This window comes from Dysgonomonas sp. 37-18 (assembly GCF_001899125.1).
In the GTDB taxonomy this organism is placed as follows: Bacteria; Bacteroidota; Bacteroidia; order Bacteroidales; family Dysgonomonadaceae; genus Dysgonomonas.
The window spans coordinates 229,234-252,367 of record NZ_MKVC01000040.1 but is presented as its reverse complement, the minus strand read 5'-3'; the positions used below and the strand labels follow the sequence as shown (position 1 = coordinate 252,367).

General features: G+C 38.0%; 12 protein-coding genes. 7 read left to right on the top strand and 5 right to left on the bottom strand.

Annotation, left to right across the window (positions count from 1 at the left end; translation table 11 throughout):
- Nucleotides 1-52: 52 nt before the first annotated feature.
- A complete protein-coding gene (locus BGO84_RS15305) occupies nt 53-1,378 on the bottom strand; it encodes a hypothetical protein (protein ID WP_291030488.1) in 1,326 nt (441 codons plus the stop codon).
- Nucleotides 1,379-1,524: 146 nt separating this feature from the next.
- Here BGO84_RS15305 and BGO84_RS15300 point away from each other — a divergent pair, with 146 nt between their 5' ends.
- The 3 genes from BGO84_RS15300 to BGO84_RS15290 all read left to right on the top strand — a co-directional run bounded on the left by BGO84_RS15300 (nt 1,525) and on the right by BGO84_RS15290 (nt 7,113).
- Nucleotides 1,525-3,030 (top strand): helicase HerA-like domain-containing protein, encoded by a 1,506-nt coding sequence (locus tag BGO84_RS15300; RefSeq protein WP_291030486.1) that lies wholly within the window; start codon nt 1,525-1,527, stop codon nt 3,028-3,030.
- Nucleotides 3,031-3,258: 228 nt separating this feature from the next.
- Nucleotides 3,259-4,155, top strand: coding sequence for a class I SAM-dependent methyltransferase (locus BGO84_RS15295; protein ID WP_291030484.1), 897 nt, complete (start codon nt 3,259-3,261; stop codon nt 4,153-4,155).
- A 303-nt stretch (nt 4,156-4,458) separates the two neighbouring features.
- Nucleotides 4,459-7,113, top strand: a complete 2,655-nt coding sequence (locus BGO84_RS15290) for an AsmA-like C-terminal region-containing protein (RefSeq protein ID WP_291030482.1) — start codon at nt 4,459-4,461, stop codon at nt 7,111-7,113.
- Nucleotides 7,114-7,194: 81 nt separating this feature from the next.
- Here the strand turns inward: BGO84_RS15290 and BGO84_RS15285 are convergent, their stop codons facing one another.
- From BGO84_RS15285 to BGO84_RS15275, 3 genes are read right to left on the bottom strand one after another with little or no spacing between them, the layout of a single operon-like run.
- Nucleotides 7,195-8,574, bottom strand: a complete 1,380-nt coding sequence (locus BGO84_RS15285) for an efflux transporter outer membrane subunit (protein WP_135103927.1) — start codon at nt 8,572-8,574, stop codon at nt 7,195-7,197.
- Nucleotides 8,567-11,719 (bottom strand): multidrug efflux RND transporter permease subunit, encoded by a 3,153-nt coding sequence (locus BGO84_RS15280; protein WP_291030480.1) that lies wholly within the window; start codon nt 11,717-11,719, stop codon nt 8,567-8,569. Before BGO84_RS15280 ends, BGO84_RS15285 begins: the two co-directional genes overlap by 8 nt.
- A complete protein-coding gene (locus BGO84_RS15275; protein ID WP_291030478.1) occupies nt 11,716-12,888 on the bottom strand; it encodes an efflux RND transporter periplasmic adaptor subunit in 1,173 nt (390 codons plus the stop codon). The genes BGO84_RS15280 and BGO84_RS15275 overlap by 4 nt, the downstream gene beginning before the upstream one ends.
- A gap of 605 nt (nt 12,889-13,493) precedes the next feature.
- Between BGO84_RS15275 and BGO84_RS15270 the strand changes: the two genes are divergently transcribed.
- The 4 genes from BGO84_RS15270 (at nt 13,494) to BGO84_RS15255 (ending at nt 21,646) form a co-directional block, all read left to right on the top strand.
- Entirely contained in the window at nt 13,494-16,565 is a 3,072-nt protein-coding gene (locus BGO84_RS15270) for a TonB-dependent receptor (protein WP_291030475.1), read from the top strand.
- An 11-nt stretch (nt 16,566-16,576) separates the two neighbouring features.
- Nucleotides 16,577-18,169: a RagB/SusD family nutrient uptake outer membrane protein gene (locus BGO84_RS15265; protein WP_135103931.1), complete on the top strand. Its 1,593-nt coding sequence runs from the start codon at nt 16,577-16,579 to the stop codon at nt 18,167-18,169.
- Between the two features lie 31 nt (nt 18,170-18,200).
- On the top strand, nt 18,201-19,256 hold the full coding sequence (locus tag BGO84_RS15260; protein ID WP_135103932.1) for a SusE domain-containing protein: 1,056 nt from the start codon (nt 18,201-18,203) through the stop codon (nt 19,254-19,256).
- Between the two features lie 173 nt (nt 19,257-19,429).
- Nucleotides 19,430-21,646, top strand: a complete 2,217-nt coding sequence (locus tag BGO84_RS15255) for a glycoside hydrolase family 97 protein (RefSeq protein ID WP_291030473.1) — start codon at nt 19,430-19,432, stop codon at nt 21,644-21,646.
- A gap of 104 nt (nt 21,647-21,750) precedes the next feature.
- Here BGO84_RS15255 and BGO84_RS15250 read toward each other — a convergent pair whose 3' ends face one another.
- Nucleotides 21,751-23,034, bottom strand: coding sequence for an L-serine ammonia-lyase, iron-sulfur-dependent, subunit alpha (locus BGO84_RS15250; protein WP_135104458.1), 1,284 nt, complete (start codon nt 23,032-23,034; stop codon nt 21,751-21,753).
- Nucleotides 23,035-23,134: the final 100 nt, after the last annotated feature.

Below are 23,134 nucleotides of genomic sequence, written 5' to 3'. Positions count from 1 at the left end.
GTCAATTTTACTGCATCTGGCTATTTTTGATCTTTATTTTCAGCGTTCAAGCCTATTCCGACTCGAATTGTATATCAGATCTTTCGAGTTTTTTATATCTTATGTCTAAAACATTTAATATGACAGATAATACAATAAGCATTTCGAATGGAAAGCTAAATCGTGAATTTGTTCCGTATGTAACAAAAGCTTGTAGTATCGAGGCAGTGAATACTATTATAGATATTGTAAGTTGAGGAGTAATCTTCTTTTGCTTTATACCTCTGAATATATTGTAAGGGATGAGGATTATAAACGCAATCTTTATTAATTGTAACAGAATTCTTTCTAAGTAACATATATACAATAGTATTTCATTGGCATGAGGAATAGCAAATTTATCATATTCCCAATACAGTGATGTTTTCCAAAAGTCACGCCACGAGATAAAAACCTGCTGCAAATACGCTATCGGGTTCTCTTTAATTGTAACGATACTATAATCATAGAGCCTCTTGGATAAGTCAGGGAACGATAAGCCTGTTTCCGATTTCAATTCAGGGTATGCTTCCCAGATAGTCATTGCTATTTCCTTGTCCGAAATTCTATTGTCTCTATACTTGGCATATATATTGCCTATTGTAGCATATTCGGGTGTTGTTTTTTCTGCAAAGTTGACACAGTTCTGAGCAAGATTGAATCCGTAGAAAGTAGTAGAAGTGAAATATCCAGTGTTCTTTTTGTTTTCATAAGACCAACCTAGAAAAACAAAAAGAGGAATTATTAAGATAAAGGATAGTCTGGTTAATAGGTACTTAAATGAACTTCCATTTAATAATATAAAAAAGAGAATTACGGGTAAGAATATATAAAAAGGCTTTATCAAAACAAGGTATCCACACAATATACTTAGTCCTATGTATTGATTCGACTGTCCGCTTCGAATTCTAAAAAACAGATAAAATATAAGTATTATAACTAGTAATGTTAGTGTTTCGGTAAGAATAGTAACCTCGAAAAAAATAGTTGGTAAGTAGCAACTTAATATAATCGTTAAGTAAAAAGATATCTTTTTGTCCAGCCTCATCGATAGGCATGTTTTGTAGAAGTAAATAAGAGTAACTATTCCTATAATAAACTGTAGTGCACCTGTTGTAGAATAAGAGATATTACTCAACGCAAGTAAAATAGGATATCCCGGAGAACGTTGACCTTCATAGCCTGAAAAATCAAAGATTAGGATTCTCTTAGCTAACTCTACATACCCTTCACTATCAGGATAGAGGGTTATATACTGATATAAAAAGGCAACAACTAAGCGAACTAAAGTACCGACAATAATGATGCTTTTTATCGGATTATCTGTTACCCATTTTCTTATTTTAGCGAATGTGTTCAATAAATTCTTTTTGATAAAATTAAGCTTTATATCGATTGGTGATGTGTATTGCAATAAATAATTATTTTTGTAATACCATTAGCGAACTTTTTATACTCCTTTTTGATTTTATATAATAAGAAAACAAACTTAAAAAATATAATCCAATGTATGATAATGAAAAAAGAGCTTTTATAGCTATTTCTCCCGAACAGGAAGTCTGTATGGTTCCTAAAATGGCTAATCGACACGGACTTATCACCGGAGCCACAGGTACAGGAAAAACAGTGACGTTACAGACCTTAGCTGAGACATTCAGTAAAATGGGAGTTCCTGTATTTGCTGCAGATGTGAAGGGCGATTTATCCGGTGTAGCCGCCGTTGGAGGAAATAAGGAGAGCGTTACCCAACGTGTAGAATCATACAAATTGGCAGACAAAGGATTTAAATTTCAAGATTTCCCTGTTCAGTTTTGGGATGTCTTTGGAGATCAAGGAGCACCTATCAGAGCCACCGTTGCAGATATGGGGCCGCTTCTATTAAGCAGGCTTTTATCTCTCAATGACACTCAATCGGCAGTTCTTACTATTATATTTAAATTGGCGAAAGATGAGTCTTTAGATATCATCGACTTAAAAGACTTACAAAAGCTATTGGAATATGTAGGAAACAATGCCAATCGTTTTACAACGAGTTATGGCAATATCTCTACCGCAAGTGTTGGAGCTATACAGCGTGGATTAATTGCGTTAGAGCAAGAAGGTGCTGATAAATTCTTTGGAGAGCCGAATCTGAATATCGACGATCTGATACAAACAGTAGGAGAGAAGGGCGTTATAAATATATTGGCAGCAGATAAGCTGATGAATTCTCCACGTGTATATACTACTTTCTTGATGTGGCTGATGATCAAACTGTTTGATGTAATGCCCGAAGTTGGTGATCCGGACAAACCGAAACTGGTATTCTTTTTCGATGAAGCTCATTTACTGTTTAGTGATGCACCGAAGGCATTATTGGAAAAGATAGAGCAGGTGGTTCGTCTCATTCGTTCTAAAGGGATAGGCGTCTATTTTATATCACAGACTCCTGCAGACATTCCCGACTCTGTATTAGGTCAGCTAGGGAATCGTGTGCAACATGCTTTGAGAGCCTATACGCCGAAAGATCAGAAAGCCGTCAAGGTTGCGGCGCAAACTTTCAGAGCGAATCCTAAATTTGATACAGAACAGGCAATCTCGGAACTGGCTACGGGAGAGGCCTTAGTTTCACTTTTGGATGAAAAAGGACGTCCAAATATGGTCGAAAGAGCTTTTATTCTACCCCCTGAAGGGCAAATCGGACCATTGGATACTACTGCCCGTAATCAGATGACGCAGGGTTCTATATTGTATCGCCATTATGCACAAGTAGTAGATCGAGAATCAGCTTACGAAATTTTAACGGAGCGTTTGCAAGGTACTTTAAGTGAGAAAGAACAAGCGGTGCAGGATAAAGCAACGGCAAAAGCTCAGAAAGAAGCCGAAAGGGCACAGCGTGAACAGGCTAAGATTGACCAAAAGAATGCTGTAGAAAACAAACGATTTTGGAGTAGAATGGCAACGACAGTGCTTGTCCCTATTGCCAAACAGATGTTGAATGCATTTTTCAAAAGCTCATCAAAGAAAAGATAGAACCTGATATGTGTAAATTATAGAAAGACAGTCGACTGGAATCAACCATTCGGCTGTTTTCTTTATAGATACAATCTTTGTTTATTTTTTTTCAAAATTTACTGTCGGATTAATTTATCGTCCTACCTTTGTAGTCTTGAACCCAGAAAACAATAAAATCTTCAAATACGAACATTTGTTGAGCATTGATTTCGCTTTCAAATTCAGACTGAATAAAAGGAAATAAAGATGCAATTACTCAGACCGCAGCATTGGAAAGATTATGAACTGATCGACTCGGGCGATTATGAAAAATTAGAACGTTTTGGTAAATACATTATCCGACGTCCCGAACCACAGGCCGTATGGCGTAAGTCTCTGCCCGATAAAGAGTGGGAGGACGCAGCCGATGCCACTTTCAAGAAGGAGAAAGGGAAGACTTCTCAAGATGGCAACGACAAAGGAGTTTGGGTACAAAAAAATGGAATGCCCGACCAATGGTTCATCAACTATCAATATAAGGAAATGAAGCTTCGGTTTCGTTTGGGTCTTACATCTTTCAAGCATGTAGGGGTGTTTCCTGAACAATCGGAGAACTGGGATTTCATATACGATACAGTTCAAAGCCTCAATGTTTCTGAACCAAAAGTATTGAATCTTTTTGCATATACAGGTGGGGCTTCAATTGCTGCTAAAAGTGCAGGAGCTGATGTGACACATGTAGATTCTGTGAAGCAAGTAATCACGTGGTCACGTGAAAATATGGATGCTTCTGATCTGCATGATATACGCTGGATTGTAGAAGACGCACTTAAGTTTTGTCGCCGCGAAGTAAAAAGAGGTAAGAAATATAATGGGATAATACTAGACCCTCCTGCATATGGTCGTGGTCCTGATGGCGAGAAGTGGATATTGGAAGAGAATATAGCCGAAATAATGTCTCTTTGTTCGCAATTGCTGGAGGATTCCAATTCATTTCTTATACTAAATCTATACTCTATGGGCTTTTCGGCTGTGATAGCCGATAACCTTATAAAGGATTATTTTCCAGATGTCAAAGATCGCACCTACGGAGAACTGATTGTTCCTGAAAAATCCGGTAAAAATTTACCACTGAGTATTTATATCCGTTTTATCAGAAAATAGTGTCACTTTCTGTATATTTGCATTTCTTGTGTAAGCGGCTTGTATATATAGTGTTATGTGGGTTTTTGTGAACAAAAGGTGACAAAAGTGACAGTTGTTCGTATGTTTTTATTTGTAACTTTTGAGATGTTTCTTTTATTACATTTACTCATAATATATGATAACTTTCAAGAATAATCTTTCATGATATAACTATATACGAACATAATATATTTCATAACATGACTTATACCAAAATTGCGAATAAACCGTTAATAAAATAAACAAACACAAATACATAGTATAAAAATCGAAGAGAAAAGTATGAAAAAAGCTCTAACTATTGCGGGTGTTGTTGTCGTTGTACTTATAGTGGCTATGATAGCAATTCCTTTCTTGTTTAAAGATAAAATCAAAACTGCCGTATTGAATGCCGCAAACGAAAAACTAAACGCTACAGTGGATATTAAGGATTTTGGACTAAACTTGTTTTCCAATTTCCCTAATGCAACACTCTCCCTAAACGATGCTTCGGTAGTAGGTGTCGGAGACTTTCAGAAAGATACACTATTGAGTGCTAAATCGGCAAGTGTTACTATCGACTTGATGAGCCTTTTTGGCAGCGAATATAATATATCCAAAATCAATCTGGATAAGGCTTCTATATATACAAAAGTGCTTGAAGACGGACGTGCCAACTGGGATATAATGAAGGTTGACTCTACTGCATCTGCTTCAACCGAAAGTGAATCTGCGTTCAAACTCAATTTGAAAAAAATTACGGTCAACGATTGTAGTTTTGTTTATCAGAACGATTCTACAAAGATGAAAGTGACACTTAATAAATGGAATGGAGACCTGCATGGCGATTTTTCGGCTAGCGAAACAACATTAAATACGAATTCTACTATCGGCGAAGTTACATTTGTTATGGATGGCATTCCATATTTGAATAAAATACAAGGTGTGGCCGATGCTACCATCAATGCTAATCTTGATAAGATGCAATTCTCCTTTAAAGAAAGTAACCTACAACTAAATGATCTTAAAGCATCTATTGACGGTACTTTTGCTATGGTGGGCAAGGATTATGAAGATATGGAGTTCGATCTTAAGCTGAATGCGCCGGATACCCAATTTAAAGATATCTTATCTCTTGTTCCGGCTATGTATACAGCCGATTTTAAAGATGTGAAAACGTCAGGAACTGCAAAGTTGGAGGCATATATCAAAGGTCTTATGCATGGTGATAGTTATCCAGCGTTTGATGTAAAGATAATAGTGAACGATGCGATGTTCCAATACCCTTCTTTACCCAAAGCTGTCAATAATATAAATGTTGCTATGGCGATAAACAGTAAAGGAGGCTCGTTAGATAATATGATTATTGATATCAGCAAGTTTAGTTTCAATTTGGGAGGTAATCCTTTCTCGGGAAGCCTGAATGTGTCCACTCCGATGAGCGATCCCAATCTGAAAGCTCAGGCAAATGGTACGATTGATTTAGGTATGATTAAAGATGTATATCCGTTAGAAAAAGGAACAGCTTTAAATGGTAAGATGATTGCTAATCTGAATGTTGCAGCTCGGATGTCTGCAATCGAAAAAGAACAATATGAGAATGTGTCGGCAGCAGGCAGTTTGAAATTGAGCAATATGACTTATAAGTCTCAAGACATGCAAGATGTGGTGATTAACGATGCCGGATTGGAATTTTCGCCACGCTATGTAAATCTATCGTCACTGAACCTGAAGATTGGCAAAAATGATCTGTCAGCTACAGGACGTCTCGAGAATTTTATTGCATATGCATTGAAAGATCAAACACTGAAAGGTCAGTTGAATATAAAATCAAACTATCTGAATGCGAATGATTTTATCAGTAGCGAAACTGCCGGAACAGAAGAAACAGCATCATCAACAACAGAAGACATTATTATTCCTAAAAATATAGATTTTGTATTGAACGCCGCTCTCAACCAAATTGTATATGGAAAAATGAACATTACAAATATGGTTGGCAATATGACTGTTAAAAATGGAGTGCTTACTCTTAATAATGTTGGAGCTAATGCTTTGGGTGGTTCTTGTAAGGTTAGCGGAACGTATGATACATCAAGCCCTAAAACTCCGAAGGTTAACTTTGATCTGGCTTTATCGAAAGTATCGTTTGCTGAAACATTCAAGTCGGTCGAATCAGTGCAAAAATTTGCTCCTATATTCGAAAAATTAGGAGGAACATATTCTATGAACTTCAAATTTAATACATCTTTAGGTGAGACAATTATGCAGACTTTAGCAAGTCTTACTGGTAGTGGTGCATTACAAACCAATGATGTAAAGATAGAAGGTGTTGAGGCTTTGACCGCTTTGTCTTCTTCATTGAAGACTGATGCTTTGAAGTCATTCTCCACAAAAGATTTGAATTTGCCGTTTACTATAAATAATGGAAAACTGAATACAAAGCCTTTCAATGTAAACTTTGGCAATGGTGGCATTATGAAATTAGAGGGGGCAACAGGTCTTGATCAAAGCATCGACTACAAAGGCACTGTTACGCTTCCTAAATCGTTGGCAAACCATTACGTGTCGTCTGTGCCGATTACAATAGGCGGTACATTTACAAATCCCAAAATTGGAATAGACACCAAGGCGTTGGTTGCCGGAGCTGCTTCGTCTGCCGTAAATGAGCTTTTGGGTGGAGAGAAAGGAGCTGATGTTTCAGCGAAGGTGTCTGAAGAAAAAGCGAAACAAATAGAAAGGATTAGATCGGAAGCGGATGCGACGGCAACAAAGTTGGTGGCTGAGGCTGAGAAACAATCACAGGCTTTGGAAGAAAAGGCAGGAAGTAATCCTCTTGCAAAAGCCGCAGCTAAGGCGGCAGGAAAGAAGCTTGTAGAAGAAGCTAAAAAGCAAGGTCAGAACTTGAGAGATAAAGCCGAAGAACAAATAAAGAAAGTAGAAGGCACCGGTAACTGATAAATAATATAATTAAAACTGTCTGAAAAGAAGATTTGTATTGTCTATTGTCATTCTGAGTCTTCTTTTCAGACAGTTTTTTTAGTCCCTATTAAGCCCTCCGCCCAATGCTTTGTAGAGAGCAACTAACGAATAGAGTTCGTTTAACGTAGCATTATTCAAAGCTATCTCGGCATCGAACAACTGACGTTGTGCATCCAGGACATCGATATACTTAACAGCTCCGTTTACATATTGTAACTTAGCCAGCTCGTGATAAGAGTTAGCTGAATTGTATAAAGCTTCTTGTGACAGATATACCTCTTTCATTTTATTGAACGTAATGATAGAGTTGTTTACTTCCTTAAATACATTCAATACAGATTTTTCGTAGCTATATACTTCTTGCTCGTATGCAGCCTTTGCCGCATTATGTCTTGCTTTGTTTTTGCCCATATTGAATATAGGGCCGGTAAGTACTCCCGAGATAAACCATGTCGGACTTTTAAGAAAGTCTGTCAGTTCGGTATTTTCTCCACCTAAACGCCCTGTAAGTCTTAACGAAGGAAACATATCCGTGTAGGCCATCCCTACTTTAGCATTAGCCTCTATCAGCTTTTGCTCTGCCTGTATCATATCCGGACGGCGTTTCAGTAGCGACGACGGTAAGTCGATAGGTAGGCTGGCTGGAACTTGCAGGTGGCTAATGTCATCTTTCCCTCTGGGAATGTTTCCGATGGGAAATTCTCCAACGAGTACAAAAAGGTCATTCTCTTTCAGCTTTATCTCATTTTCGAGATTTGGAATCAGCGTTTCGGTACGGGCAAGTTCAACAAGGCTTTGCCTGTATGGTATTTCAGATGTCAAACCACCTTCGTAGCGCAATTTGGCAAAACGAACTCCTTCACGTCTGGCATCCAGAGTCTGTTTCACTATTGTAAGTTCTTTATCTAATGCTTTTAATTCAAAATATGCCTGAGCAACCTGTGCCACAATGGTTAAGTGCATAGCTTTTTGCGCTTCTACCGTTTGCAGATATGCAGCAACTCCGGCTTCGTTGGCCCATCTCAGTTTGCCCCATATATCCAACTCCCACGATACATTAAGATTGGCTCTAAGCTCAGGTGAATATTTCTTCGAATCGCCTCCATAGTTCAGATATTCCTTTTGTCCTGCGACTTCAGCCCCTACTTCAGGGAATAGGTTTGCAAATGATATCCGTTTGTTTGCAGCCATTTCTTTTATACGGGCAGCCGCTATGAGCATGTCTTTGTTGTGGTCGAGAGCTTTTGTGATGAGTCCTTGTAATACAGAATCCTTATATAGGGCGCTCCATCCGATGTCAGAAGCATTTCCCTCATTCGTTATTTTTGCATCAAATGCCTGAGGTATATTCATTTCCGGCTGTTCATATTTCTGACCTATTTTACAAGATGAGAATAATACTGTGGAAATGAGTAGTATATATGTAAGTTTATTCATTGTTATCTCTTTTTATAAGTTTCTTTATTTTTTGGAATTTAGGAAACTTAAGTTCCGGAATCTTAAACTTATCCTTTACTTTATATACTATCACAAAGAAGAATGGGACAAGTATTATTCCTAATGTAATAGCTACAATCATACCGAAAAATACACCTGTTCCTATCGAATGCCTACTGGCTGATCCCGGTCCGGAAGCTATTACCATCGGTAGCATACCGAGTACGAATGCTAAAGATGTCATCAATATCGGTCGGAAACGTAATTTTGCTGCTTGCATCGCCGCAAATATCGGTTGCATACCTGCATCGACCTGTATTTTGGCAAATTCTACGATCAGGATAGCATTTTTAGCTGCTAATCCTATTAAGGTTACTAGTCCGATCTGAAAATATACATCATTATCCAGTCCTAATATCCAAATACCGATAAATGCCCCTAACGCAGCAATAGGTAAGGATAATATAACGGAAATTGGTACAGTCCAACTTTCGTATAATGCTGCCAAAAACAAGAATACAAATATTAGAACCAGTACCAAGACTGTACCTGTTTGCCCGCTGGCCTTTTGTTCCTGAAAAGAGAGACCGCTCCACGCTACCCCGATATTGGCGGGGAGGTGTTCTTTTGCGATGTTTACAATTTCGCTCATCGCTTGCCCCGAGCTATGTCCTGCCGAAGGGGTAACCTGCATAGATGCCGATGTGTACATATTGAAGCGTGAGATATTCCCCGGTCCTGTAGTATAGCTTGTTTTACCCAAAGCTGTAAGCGGAACCATGTCGCCGCTTTTCGTTTTTACGAAAAACAGGTTAATATCGCTGGCTGTTGCCCTGTATGATTGATCGGCCTGAATGTATACTTTGTATATGCGGTTAAACATATTAAAGTCATTTACATATACTGACCCCAGATAGGCTTTCATCGTTGAAAAAATATCAGACATTGGCACTCCGAGCAGCATTGCCTGGTCTCGATCCACGTCAAAATATAGTTGAGGTATTTCTGATTGTAGAGAGGAAGAAACATTTGAAATGATCTTAGACTTATTGACATAATACATAAACGTATCAGACGCAGCCACCAGATCGTCCCACTGAGCATCGGAGCGGGCTTGAAGCTTCATCTCTACACCTCCAGCCGATCCGAGTCCCGGAATGACGGGAGGGCGACTCACAAATGCTCTTATTTCGGGGTAATTATAAAATTCTTTTTGTGCATCACGCATTACCTGATCCACACCCGTACTTCTTTCTTTCCACGGTTTAAGGATAACCGTCAACGTTGTGCGTCCCTGATTGGTTCCTACACGAGGGCTTGATCCTGTTACATTTTGTACATATTCTACCGCTTCGTGATTGTCAAGATAGGCTACTGCTCTATCTGTAACTGTTCGCATACGCTCGAGTGTTGTTCCTTCGGGCATTTCAAGCTCTACGGTAAAATAACCTTGGTCTTCTTGGGGAATAAAACTGGTAGGGACTATTTTATTCAATACGAAAATAAATACAAGCACCATACCAAATGCTGCCATCGTACGTCTAGGGTTGTTTATAACCTTTAGTAAGATATTGGCATATTTCTTATTGCCATTCCCTAGCCAGATATTTATTTTGCGGAAGATGAAGTGCTTTTTCTTTTTCGATGGCTTTAATATTATAGCACACATGGCAGGGCTAAGGGTTAGGGCTACTACTGCAGATATAAGTACCGATACTACAATCGTTACAGAAAATTGCCTGTAGAGTGCTCCTGTTATTCCATCAAGGAAGCTTACCGGAACGAATACAGCAGCCAATACTAACGATGTGGCAATCAAAGCGCCTGTCAATTCCTTCATTGCTCTGTGTGTGGCTTCCCGTGCGTTTACCCCCTTCTGCTCCATAATACGTTCTACGTTCTCGACGACCACAATCGCATCATCCACAACAATACCGATCGCCAAAACCAATCCTAGAAGAGTTAGCATATTAAGGGAGAATCCCATCATAAGCATAAATCCGAATGTGCCGATCAAGGAAATAGGCACGGCAACTATCGGGATAATAGCCGCACGCCAGTTTTGTAGTGAAAGGAATACTACTATAATAACAAGCGTCAGAGCTTCGAACAATGTTTTATAAACTTCATGAATAGATTCTCCGATGTATTCTGTCATGTCGAACGGGATCAGATAATCTAAGCCTTCGGGAAAATCTTGTTTTATATTTCCCATGGCTGCCTTTATTTCATCCGCTACTTCCATCGCATTAGCACCAGGAAGGAGATAGATGCTCAACATGGTTGCATATTTACCGTTCAATCCACTCTCGGTACTATATGATGATGCCTCCAGAGACACTCTTGCTACGTCTCTCATACGGATAAAAGAGCCATCGTTGTTGGCTTTTACTACAATATCTTCGAATTCACTCACTGTAGACAAACGTCCTTGTGCTGTGATAGGCATAGTCACATCTACGTGGACTATCGGTTGTTTACCGAGTTCGCCGGCAGCAGATTCTCTATTCTGATCTTTAAGAGCATCTTGCAAATCTTTGATTGTTAGTCCAAAACTGGCGAGCCTGTCGGGATATACCCATATTTGCATGCCATAATATCGGCTACCGACATTCGAAACACGTCCCACTCCGGGTATACGCCTGATAACGTCCAGTATATTTATAGTTGCATAGTTGCTTAAGTATATCTCGTCATATTTAGGATCGTCAGATGTCAAAGCAATAGTCATCAATTGTCCGGGTGCTTGCTTTTCAACAGAAATCCCACCTTGTAGAACTTCAGCCGGTAGACGACTTTCGGCTAACTTTACCCTGTTTTGTATCTCTACAGCGGCGAGGTCAGCATTGGTGTTTACATCAAACGTAACGGTGATGGATAGTCCTCCCGAGTTGGAACTGCTTGATTCCATATATATCATACCCGGCGTACCGTTCAACTCTTGTTCGATGGGTGTTGCCACTGCTTGAGAAACTGTTGTGGCATTTGCTCCCGGGTAAGAAGCTCCTATTTTTACAACGGGAGGTGTTATTTGCGGATACTGTTCGATAGGCAATAGTACCAGCCCAATGATACCTATAATAACAATAAGTAAGGATAAAACGGTAGAAAGTACAGGCCTGTCTATAAATAATCCCGGCTTCATTTTTTATCCTCCTTCTTTTTTTCATCCGCTTTCTCGAGAGCCTCTATTTTTGCTTCCTCTTTAGTACTCCTCGATATAACCTTTTGTCCGTGAGTAAGCTTTTGATATCCTTCTACAACAATGTGTTCATTCGGGCTCAATCCACGGATAACTACTATCTTATTATCATGTTCGGGGCCCGTCTCTACATAGCGTTTTTCCACTATATTGTCCGGACGTATAACGAATATATGAGCTCCTCCTTTTTCTATCGAAATAGCTTTGCGGGGGATAACAACAACATTCTCCAATACATTTAGTAATAGTTTTACACGCGTGAATTGTCCCGGTAGAAGAACCTGATTGGGATTAGGCAATACGGCACGAACGCCAAAAGTTCCTGTTTTAGGGTCAACAAGGGGGGATGCAAAGTCTACAATTCCTTTTTCGCTGTATACAGAGTTGTCTGCAAGCGTAACAGTAACAGTTGGCTGCCACGACCGAGTTGTATCGAGTTCCCCAAGATGCACATTCCTGCGTTGACTTCTTAGATAGTCGAGAGAAGTAAGTTTGAAATCGACCAATACGGTATCTCTTTTAACTACTGTAGCCAATAACGACTTCGAATTTCCTACCAAAGTGCCTATGTCTACATACCGCTCACTAATATAGCCGGATAGGGGAGACCGTACCACTGTATAACTTAATTCCAATTCGGCTTGTTCCAAATCGGCTTTACTCATAGCCACATCAGCTTTTGACATATTCAGTGCAGCTACTGCATTGTCAAGGTCTAGCCTGCTGGCAGCATTTTGATTATATAAAGGTTCTATCCTTTTGAGATCACTTTCTGCTTTTAGAGCTTGCGCTTCATCTCTTTTGAGCTTTGCTTTTGCTTTTTCAACTTTAGCTTTGTAAGTTCTGTCGTTAATGTAAAATAAAGGTTCTCCCGCCTTCACTCCTTTTCCTTCATTAAAGGTCATCTTTTCGAGGAATCCCTCTACACGTGCATGAATTTCCACATTGCGTGATGCTTTAATAAGACCTACGTATTCTCCGTATATTTCGAAATTATCTGTTGTTACAGTTTCAACTTCAACAATTGGAGCCTCGACTTGAGTTTTTTTACAGGCGCATAGTAGTAATGTACTAAGTAAGGTGATAGATAAAATACTTCTTATGTTATTCATAAATAATTAATTGTAGTCAAATCTTAAACAACCCATTCAGCTTTTTTGTTTAACATATATTGAGTTTATATTATTTCTTTTAGTGTACAGGGGACGGCAATTTAGAGTCTTCTATAATTGTATATATATATCGTATAGAAATTGTCTTCGTTTCGAAATAAGTTTTGCTAATTGCAAATGTCCAGCATATAATCGCAAATGTACACATTCATTTAATATATTGTGTATAATGGTTATATTAAAGATTATAAAAGGTTGATAAACAAAATATATGTTACAATCCGATTGCAATCGTTTGCATAACAAAAAGCAGCTTTTTATAAAATCTTTTGATACAAAACAAAATAGGTCTTCTCATATTTGTACTATAATCCTAAAATGTCATGAAAATACAAGTGTTTCTAATGTTAAATCTAAGCCAAGATTTATTTAAAAATATACAAAATATAACATTTGTCTCTTCTGTCCTCTATTCAAAATTCAGGGTTGATCAGAATTTTATTGAATACGAATAGTATGTTATGCACGATAGAATATATAAACCGATTATATAGAAATAAGTAATAAACTAATCAATATTAATGTTAATCTTAATATTATTTCGCATGAAAAGAAAGATTAAGAACAGATGTTTAAATGTATTCCTACTATTTATGTTAGGAATATTGGTGTCAACATCAAATATTTTTGCGCAAGGCGGAAATATCACAGTTAAGGGTAATGTGAAGGACAATAACGGCGAACCTATCATTAGTGGTAGTGTTGTTGTTAAGGGTACAACCATAGGTACTGTAACTGATGTTGATGGTAATTATGCAATCAATGTACCTTCTAACGGTACGTTAGTGTTCACTTATGTAGGATTCAAATCACAAGAAGTTTCTGTAGCCGGAAAATCTACAATTAATGTCACATTGGAGGAAGATACCGAAATGTTGAAAGAGGTTGTAGTAATCGGATATGGTAGTGTGAAGAAAGAAGACCTTAGTGGGTCAATCGTTGCAATCAAGGCAGAAGAGATAAACAAAGGAGCAATAACATCACCGCAGCAAATGCTACAAGGTAAGGTTTCCGGTTTGTTTGTGCAGCCGGGGAATGGTGCTCCGGGTTCGGGTTCTACAATCCGTATTCGTAGTGGTGCATCTTTAAGTGCAAGTAATGATCCTTTGATCGTTATTGATGGTATTCCTACATCGAATGATGCTGCTCCGGGAACTCCAAATGCTTTAGCTACAATCAATCCGAATGATATTGAATCATTCACAGTGTTGAAAGATGCTTCTGCTACAGCGATCTTTGGTTCAAGGGCATCAAACGGTGTAATTATTATTACAACAAAAAAAGGAAGCCAATCTAAAGGAGTGAAAATCTCTTATAGTAGCACATATAGTTTTAATGACCCTTATAAGAAAATTAAAACGATGAATGCTCAAGAATTCCGTGATGTAATTTCTACTTATTATCCTAAAGGAACAGATGCAGGAGATAATGCTCAAGAACTGTTGAATAAATATCCAGATCAATCGACAAACTGGCAAGATGAAATCTTCCGTACAGCCTTTAGTACAGACCATAACTTGGGATTTAGCGGAAAAGCAGGAATATTGCCATACCGGGTGTCAGTGGGTTATACAAATGAAGATGGAACGTTGCAAACTTCAAATTATGAGCGTTTTACGGGAAGTGTTAGCTTGAGTCCGAAGTTTCTTAATGATCATTTGAGTGTAAATATTAATGTTAAAGGAACAATAAATAATAATAGATATGCAGATTCCGGAGCAGTAGGTGCTGCAGCTTTTTATGATCCGACAAAACCAATTTATGATGAAAATGGATATCATGGCTATTGGAATCACATGCAAGGAACTGAACCGAACAAGTTAGCTCCTGTCAATCCATTGGCATTGTTATATGATGTCGACAACTCTGGAAAAACTAAACGCAGTTTAGGAAATATTCAGCTTGATTATAAATTCCACTTCTTACCTGAACTACGTGCTAATTTAAATCTGGGTTATGATATTGCTACTTCTACAGGTAATAACGGACCTTCAGCAGGGTCATACCAAGCAGCGAAAGATTCGGATCTGCCGAATATAGGAAGATATACATCTTGGGATAACTTGCGCCGAAATCAATTGTTAGACTTTTATCTGAACTATAATAAGTATTTTGAGTCGATAAAGAGTAATGTTGATATAATGGGTGGTTATTCTTATCAACATTTTTATAAATCAGATTTTGATAAAACGTTCTCTAATTCAACAAAATCTATTGGAACTATAAATGGATTTGAATACAATGAATCTACTAGTCAATATGTTTGGACAGCTAGTCGAAAAATTCCTTCTGAAAACTATTTGATATCATTCTTCGGTAGGTTGAACTATAACTTCATGGATCGCTATTTATTGACAGCAACTTTGCGTGATGATGGTTCTTCTCGTTTCAGTAAAGATAATCGTTGGGGTTTATTCCCATCTGCAGCATTTGCTTGGACAATTTCCAAGGAACCATTTATGCACGGTAAAATTGATGCATTATCTAATTTGAAATTGCGTGTAGGATATGGAGTTACAGGTCAACAAGATATAGGTAAGGATTATGCTTATATCCCATCTTATATTTTTGGAACAAATCCGAATGGAACATATTTAGGGTCGGGTCTACTGAAACCTGATGGATATAATCCAAATCTAAAATGGGAGCAAACTGCTACGACAAACTTTGGTATTGATTTTGGATTTTTGAATAATCGTATTAATGGTAGCATCGAATATTATCAAAAGAAGACAAAAGATTTGCTTAATACAATAGATTCTCCTGCAGGAACTAACTTCTCTAATGTAATTGTAGCTAACGTTGGTACAATGAAAAATAATGGAGTTGAGTTTAATATCAATGCTGTAGCTATAGAAACTAACGATTTTTCATGGGATCTAGGTTATAATATTACGTGGAATAAGAGTGAGATTACTAAGTTGACAGCATCTTACAACCCTGATTATCCGGGTATACAAATCGGAGACCCTGGTTATGGAACAGGACTTCGCACACAAAAACATCAAACAGGATATGCTCCTAATACTTTCTGGTTATATCAGCAGGTTTATGGGGAAGATGGAAAGCCTCTTCAAAATGTATTTGTAGATCGTAATAAAGATGGACAAATTACAGAGGCCGATCGTTACCTGACAGGAAAGAGTCCTATGCCAAAAGTATTTATGGGATTTAGCTCAACATTCAGATATAAAGATTTTGATTTAGGGTTTAATTTACGTGCTAATTTAGGTAATTATGTATATAATGCTTTTGCTGCACAAAATTCAACGCCATTGACTTTCAACAATCAAGGATTCCTTTCTAATATTTATACAGGAGTGTATGAAACCGGATTTACTCATAAGAATGGAACAGAGCAGCAGCTGTCTGATTACTTCCTAGAGAATGCATCGTTCCTAAAATTGGATAATCTGACATTTGGCTATAGTTTCAAAAATATATTGTTTAATAAACTATCCGGACGTGTAAGTTTTTCTGTTCAGAATGTATTTACTATCACCAATTATAGTGGAATTGATCCTGAAAGCTCTAATAATAAAGATTATCTTGGCATTGATAGGAATATATGGCCACGTCCAAGAACCTATACATTTGGTTTAAATCTTAACTTTTAATTGACATGAAAATGAAAGCAAAATATTTATTGACATTATTTAGCGGATTAGCGTTGACTTTAAGCTCTTGTTTGGGAGACTTAGATGTACAGCCGTTGGATGAGAATGTAGTGACTGGCGAAATAGCTTATTCTGATGCTGCCAGTTATACCAAAGGATTAATGAAAATATATTCAGTATGGGCTATTAGTGGACAAGATGGTGAAGGAAGTTCCGATATTGAAAATCTCGATCCGGGGAATGCTCAGTTGTTGCGTTCATGGTGGAACCTGCAAGAAGTGTCTACCGATGAGTGTAAAGTAGCATGGGCAAACGACTCATGGGTTCCAGAAATCAACAACATGACTTGGTCTAATTCTAAGAATGAATCTATAGAAGGCGTTTACCAAAGATGTATGTTTATTGTAGCATTGGCTAACGAATATCTGAAACAGGTAGGAAATGCCCCAACGGATGCTAATCCTACTCAATTGCGTGCAGAAGCTCGTTTTTGTAGAGCATTGGCTTACTATGTGTTGATGGATCAATATGCTAGACCTCCTTTTATCACAGAGAGTAATTATTCAGTATCTCCGTCCCCATTAAGTAGAGAAGAGCTCTTTGGCTGGATAGTAAAAGAATTAACAGAGATAGAAAAAGATCTTCCGGCTGCACGTCAGGGTATATATGGGCGTGCTGATCAAGGTGCTGTAAATGCTTTACTTGCACGTGCCTACCTGAATGCAGAAGTATATACAGGAAAAGCGATGTATACAGAATGTATAACAGCATGTAATAAAGTTATTGCCGGCGGATATGCATTGACTGCAGATTATTCAAACATATTTAAAGCAGATAATAACGTGGTTGCTAAAAATGAAATAATCTTCCCTATTTGTTTTGATGGGGCAGCAACTAAAACTTGGGGAGGTATGACATTCCTTATTTGTTCTTCTCGTGGTGGTGCTGAATATGTATTAGCTACTGACGGGGTTAGTTCAGGATGGGATGGAACTCGTTCAACACAAAACTTAGTGAATAAGTTTGCATTCTCAAGTAATAATAAAACTGCAGCAAATATTATAGATAAGCGAGGCATATTCTACTCTGAAGGCCGTTCTGTGGAAATAAAAACTACACCTCTAGGAACATTTACCAGTGAGGGTTGGGCTGTATACAAATTTAAGAATGTAAAATCAAATGGAAGTTTGGCTTCGGATACTCAATTCCCTGATACAGATTTTCCTATGTTGCGCTTAGGAGATGTATATCTGATGTATGCTGAAGCGGTTCTTCGTGGAGGAGCAGGAGGTGATAAAAATACTGCTCTGGGATATGTAAACGAGCTTCGCAAACGTGGATATGGAGACGACTCAGGTGCTATTACATCTACTGAACTTACAACAGACTTTATATTGGATGAGCGTTCTCGTGAATTGTATTGGGAAGGAACTCGACGTACAGACCTCATTCGCTATGGATTATATACATCTGGATCTTATCGCTGGCCATTCAAGGGAGGAGTATTGGAAGGTGTAGGAGTAGATAATACTCGTAACATTTTCCCTATTCCGGTAACAGATCTTTCTGTAAATGGAAATCTGACTCAAAATCCAGGATATTAAGTAATAATTGTCTTATAAATATAAAATAGATATGAAACTATTAAAATATATACCTGTTGTTTTTCTTTCTCTAATAACTTTTGCTTCGTGCGATAGTGATTTGGATAAAGTAACATATCATGAAGAAGATGCAAAAATAGGGGCTTTAAATCCAATTGCATCATCTTATGTCCTTGATGATAAAAAGGCTGATGAGGTAGTCGATACGTTTAAATGGACGAAAGCTTCATTTGGTTATGACGCTGCTATTATCTATAAATTGGAAGTTGATGTGGCTGGTAAAGATTTTGCTAATAAGAAAACTATTTCTTCCCTTATAGGAAAGACTCAAGCTGCTATAACTCATAAAGAATTGAATAATGTGTTATTAAGCCTTGATTCTATATATAATATTCCCCCAAGAACAGAAGCTACTTATGATATACGTATATCTGCAACTATTGGTGATGTTATAACTCCTTTGTATACAAATGTAGTAACCTCTAAAATTACTACCTATTTATCATATCCTAAGAATGTATATATGATAGGAGCTGATTTTGGCGGATGGAACTGGAGTGATGCAGGTATTGTAGATATGACTCCTGTTTGGGGACTTGACGGGACTTTCTGGGCGATACGATATTTTAAAGCAGCAAATGGCTTCAAATGGAATACTTCTAAAGCGTGGGATGGTTCAGACTTTTATGAATTGGATTCTAAGGAAGGATATACAACGAATGGAGGCAATGCATTTGTTCCTGCCGATGGCTTTTATATTGTTTATATGGATATGCCTAATAAAAAGATTACAATAAAAGCGGCAGAAGTCTATGGAATGGGAGACTGTTTTGGTGGATGGAGTACTGCTACATATCCATTTACCGCATCTGGCAACAAAATGTCTATAACAACTACAGGTGCAGGTGAATTAAGAATGTATGCTGGTTATCCTGCAGTTGGTGGCGATTGGTGGAAAATGGAATTTATTATTCTTAACGGAAAAATAGAATATAGAGGTAAAGGTGGTGACCAAGATAGAGTTTCTGTTGCTGCAGGCAAAAAAGTTACTCTTGATTTCAATGCCGGTACAGGTACAATAGAATAAATTAGATTGATAGAAATACTGATTAGAAGAGGTGGCTGATTTGGTCACCTCTTCTTTTTGTTATAATCTGCAAACGTTTGCAGATTATTTTGTTTGGTTTACGAGAAAAGGATTCTATCATTGAACTCCAAATGTAGTTTCTTTGTATATAGGAAAATATTTTTTTAAGAATCATGAAAAAAATCATCAGTATTTCTATTTTTATTGGCTTTTATTTAATCTTTGGAACAGTGAAAGCGCAAGAACTCAAATCACCAAATGGAAATCTTACATTAAAGTTTTATTTGCAAGGTAATGGTGTGCCAACTTATACTTTAACGTATAAGGGAAAAGACGTAATTAAGCCTAGTAAGCTGGGTTTGGAGTTGAAAGACAATAGTGACTCTCATACCGATTTCAATGACTTTTCTATAAAAGGAAATACAGACTCACAAAAAGAAGACAAGGTTTCTTTACTCGACGGATTTCAGCTTACAGATAGCAAGACCTCATCTTTTGATGAAACATGGCAGCCTGTATGGGGTGAAGTAAAAGAAATACGCAATCATTATAATGAATTAGCTGTGACGCTAAATCAGAAATCAACAGACAGGCATATCCTTATCCGTTTTCGCCTCTTTGATGATGGCTTAGGTTTTCGCTATGAATTTCCCGAGCAAAAGAATCTTATATACTTTGTTATAAAAGAAGAGCGAACTCAGTTTGCTATGGCCGGCGATCATAAAGCATTCTGGATTCCGGGCGATTATGATACACAAGAATATGATTATACAACATCGAAGTTATCAGAGATAAGAGGGTTGATGAGTAAGGCTATTACTCCTAACTCATCTCAGACGCCGTTTTCTCCAACAGGGGTACAAACTGCATTGATGATGAAAACAAATGACGGGTTGTATATCAATCTGCATGAGGCTGCTTTGATAAACTATGCATGTATGCATCTAAATTTGGATGATAAGAACATGGTATTCGAATCTTGGTTGACACCTGATGCACAAGGCAACAAAGGATATATGCAAGCTCCATGTAACACGCCGTGGCGTACTGTAATAGTAAGTGATGATGCACGTGATGTATTGGCATCTCATATTACACTGAACTTGAATGATCCGTGTAAGATTGAAGATACATCGTGGATCAAACCTGTAAAATATGTAGGTGTATGGTGGGAGATGATTACCGGTAAAAGCACATGGGCTTATACCGATGATGTGTACAGCGTACAGTTAGGAGTGACAGACTATTCTAAGACAAAGCCAAATGGTAAGCATGGTGCAAATACCGCTCATGTGAAAGAATATATAGATTTTGCAGCAGAACATGGGTTTGATGCTGTATTGGTTGAAGGCTGGAATGTAGGCTGGGAAGATTGGTTTGGAAAGTCTAAAGATTATGTATTTGATTTTGTTACTCCATATCCAGACTTTGATGTAAAAGGATTACATGATTATGCGAAGAGGAAGGGCGTTAAAATGATGATGCATCACGAAACATCGGCTTCGGTTCGTAATTATGAGCGCCATATGGATCAGGCATATAAGTTTATGGTGGATAATGGTTATAACTCTGTAAAAAGCGGATATGTAGGAGATATCATCCCTCGTGGAGAATATCATTACGGACAATGGATGGTAAATCATTATCAATATGCACTGGAAAAAGCAGCCGATTATAAAATAATGTTGAATGCTCATGAAGCGGTTCGTCCTACAGGGTTATGTCGTACATATCCAAATCTAATAGGTAATGAGTCAGCTCGTGGTACAGAATATCAGGCATTTGGAGGTAGCAAACCGAATCATGTTACCATACTACCTTTTACCCGTTTGATTGGTGGACCGATGGACTATACTCCTGGTATTTTCCAGATGGATGTGAGTAAAATTAATCCTGATAATCATTCGCATGTGAATAGCACGTTAGCAAATCAATTGGCACTGTATGTGACTATGTATAGTCCGTTGCAAATGGCTGCCGACTTGATAGAAAATTATAAACAACACCTTGATGCTTTCCAGTTTATAAAAGATGTAGCTATCGATTGGGACGAAAGTAAGATACTTGAAGCAGAGCCGGGAGAATATATCACAATAGCACGTAAGGCAAAAGGTTCAAATAATTGGTTTATAGGAAGTGTATGTGATGAAAACGGACGTACATCAAATATTACATTTGATTATCTCGATCCGGCAAAAACATATATTGCTACAATATATAGCGATGCCAAAGATGCTCATTATAAGACCAATCCGCAGGCATATACAATTCGAAAAGTAGTGATTTCTAATAAGTCCAAACTGTCTCAATTCTGTGCTCCGGCCGGAGGGTATGCGATAAGCATTGTTGAAGCAGGGAAGAACGATATAAAAGGTTTAAAGAAACTGTAAAAGGCAAGATACAGTTAGTTATAGGGTTTGGTTATCTAGGTTTGGGCCGCTCCATTTGGGGCGGCTCTTTTATTGCATTTATTCCAATTAATGACTCATGAGTGTTATTTGCTGGTCATTATTTTCAATACCAATTTATCTGTTTCTTGCATGCCTACGGCACCTATACTTGTCAGGTTCTCTATGGTTTTGTCCACGTCGTCATCAACAATACCCTCTAGCGAAGAAACTACTTTCTGCTCCATTGCCATAATTGCCGAAAGCACGGCTGTAGACACTCCGCTGGATATTTTCAAGGCACAGCTAGGCTTTGCTCCGTCACAGATCATTCCTGTTATATTACCAACCATGTTTTTTACGGCAAATGTTATTTGGTTGTAATCTCCTCCCATTAGATAGGTTATGCCACAACTAGCGCCCGTCGCAGCTGCAACACAGCCACATAGAGCCGATAAACGTCCTAGTTTCTGCTTTATATATACTACTGTAAGGTGGCTGAGAATTAACGCCCTTATCAGACTCTCTTCCGAGCAATTTGTATCTTCTGCATACGTCAGAACTGGCAGCGTTGCCGTAATTCCTTGATTCCCACTGCCCGAATTGCTCATTACCGGTATCATAGCACCATCCATACGTGCATCACATGCAGCGGCGGTATACGACATCATATGAGTGAGCATTGAATCTCCGAATATTTGCTTGCCCAATGCTCCTGTCATTGTTTTAGCGACATTGTGACCATAACTTCCTTGAGCCGACAGTTTCGAAGCAGTGCGGTTTAGTTCTGCCGCCTGAAGAATAAAGCGAATGTCGTCTATCGGAGTAGTAGTTGCAAACTCATATACTTTTGAAAAGGATAATTTTATCTCCTCTTTACTCTCTTCGCAATGGTTGCTATCACATTCGTTTATAATTACTTCGCCATTTTTAGATATATGAGAAAAGTGTGTATGTGTTCCTTTTATTATGGCTACAGCTTCTTTTTCGTTCTTAAGGCAGTGCACCTCAATATATAGATTGTCATCTATATCTTCTTTAAGCCCTATTTCTATCCGTTTTTCCTCAATATATTTTTTCCCTGTATCTACATCTTCCGGCTTCAAGTCTTTCAGCACCTGTAATCCATATTCACTTTTACCTATCAAAGCACCTAGTGCAATCGCTATGGGCAGTCCTACCATCTTTGTCCCCGGAATACCAACACCCATTGCATTTTTCAATATGTTGGCGCTCAGATATACTTTTATCTTCTCCGGCACGGTTTCCAATACCTCAGTGGCTTTGGCTACACATAATGAAACCGCTATAGGCTCTGTACATCCGATAGCCGGAACAACTTCTTTTTTGATTAAACTGATGATTAGACTACGTTCACATTCGTTTAGCATGCTCATTTAGCTGATTTAGGTTTTATTGAGACAAAGATACAGGTTCTTCTTTCTATTTATTGTTAAAGGCTTCATAAAAAAGGAAAAGCAAAGAAATAAT

Coding starts and splice junctions, on each gene's coding strand:
- BGO84_RS15275 (WP_291030478.1), bottom strand. CDS start 12,888: ATGAATAACATAAGAAGTATTTTATCTATCACCTTACTTAGTACATTA.
- BGO84_RS15300 (WP_291030486.1), top strand. CDS start 1,525: ATGTATGATAATGAAAAAAGAGCTTTTATAGCTATTTCTCCCGAACAG.
- BGO84_RS15270 (WP_291030475.1), top strand. CDS start 13,494: ATGAAAAGAAAGATTAAGAACAGATGTTTAAATGTATTCCTACTATTT.
- BGO84_RS15290 (WP_291030482.1), top strand. CDS start 4,459: ATGAAAAAAGCTCTAACTATTGCGGGTGTTGTTGTCGTTGTACTTATA.
- BGO84_RS15255 (WP_291030473.1), top strand. CDS start 19,430: ATGAAAAAAATCATCAGTATTTCTATTTTTATTGGCTTTTATTTAATC.
- BGO84_RS15295 (WP_291030484.1), top strand. CDS start 3,259: ATGCAATTACTCAGACCGCAGCATTGGAAAGATTATGAACTGATCGAC.
- BGO84_RS15280 (WP_291030480.1), bottom strand. CDS start 11,719: ATGAAGCCGGGATTATTTATAGACAGGCCTGTACTTTCTACCGTTTTA.
- BGO84_RS15260 (WP_135103932.1), top strand. CDS start 18,201: ATGAAACTATTAAAATATATACCTGTTGTTTTTCTTTCTCTAATAACT.
- BGO84_RS15250 (WP_135104458.1), bottom strand. CDS start 23,034: ATGCTAAACGAATGTGAACGTAGTCTAATCATCAGTTTAATCAAAAAA.
- BGO84_RS15265 (WP_135103931.1), top strand. CDS start 16,577: ATGAAAGCAAAATATTTATTGACATTATTTAGCGGATTAGCGTTGACT.
- BGO84_RS15285 (WP_135103927.1), bottom strand. CDS start 8,574: ATGAATAAACTTACATATATACTACTCATTTCCACAGTATTATTCTCA.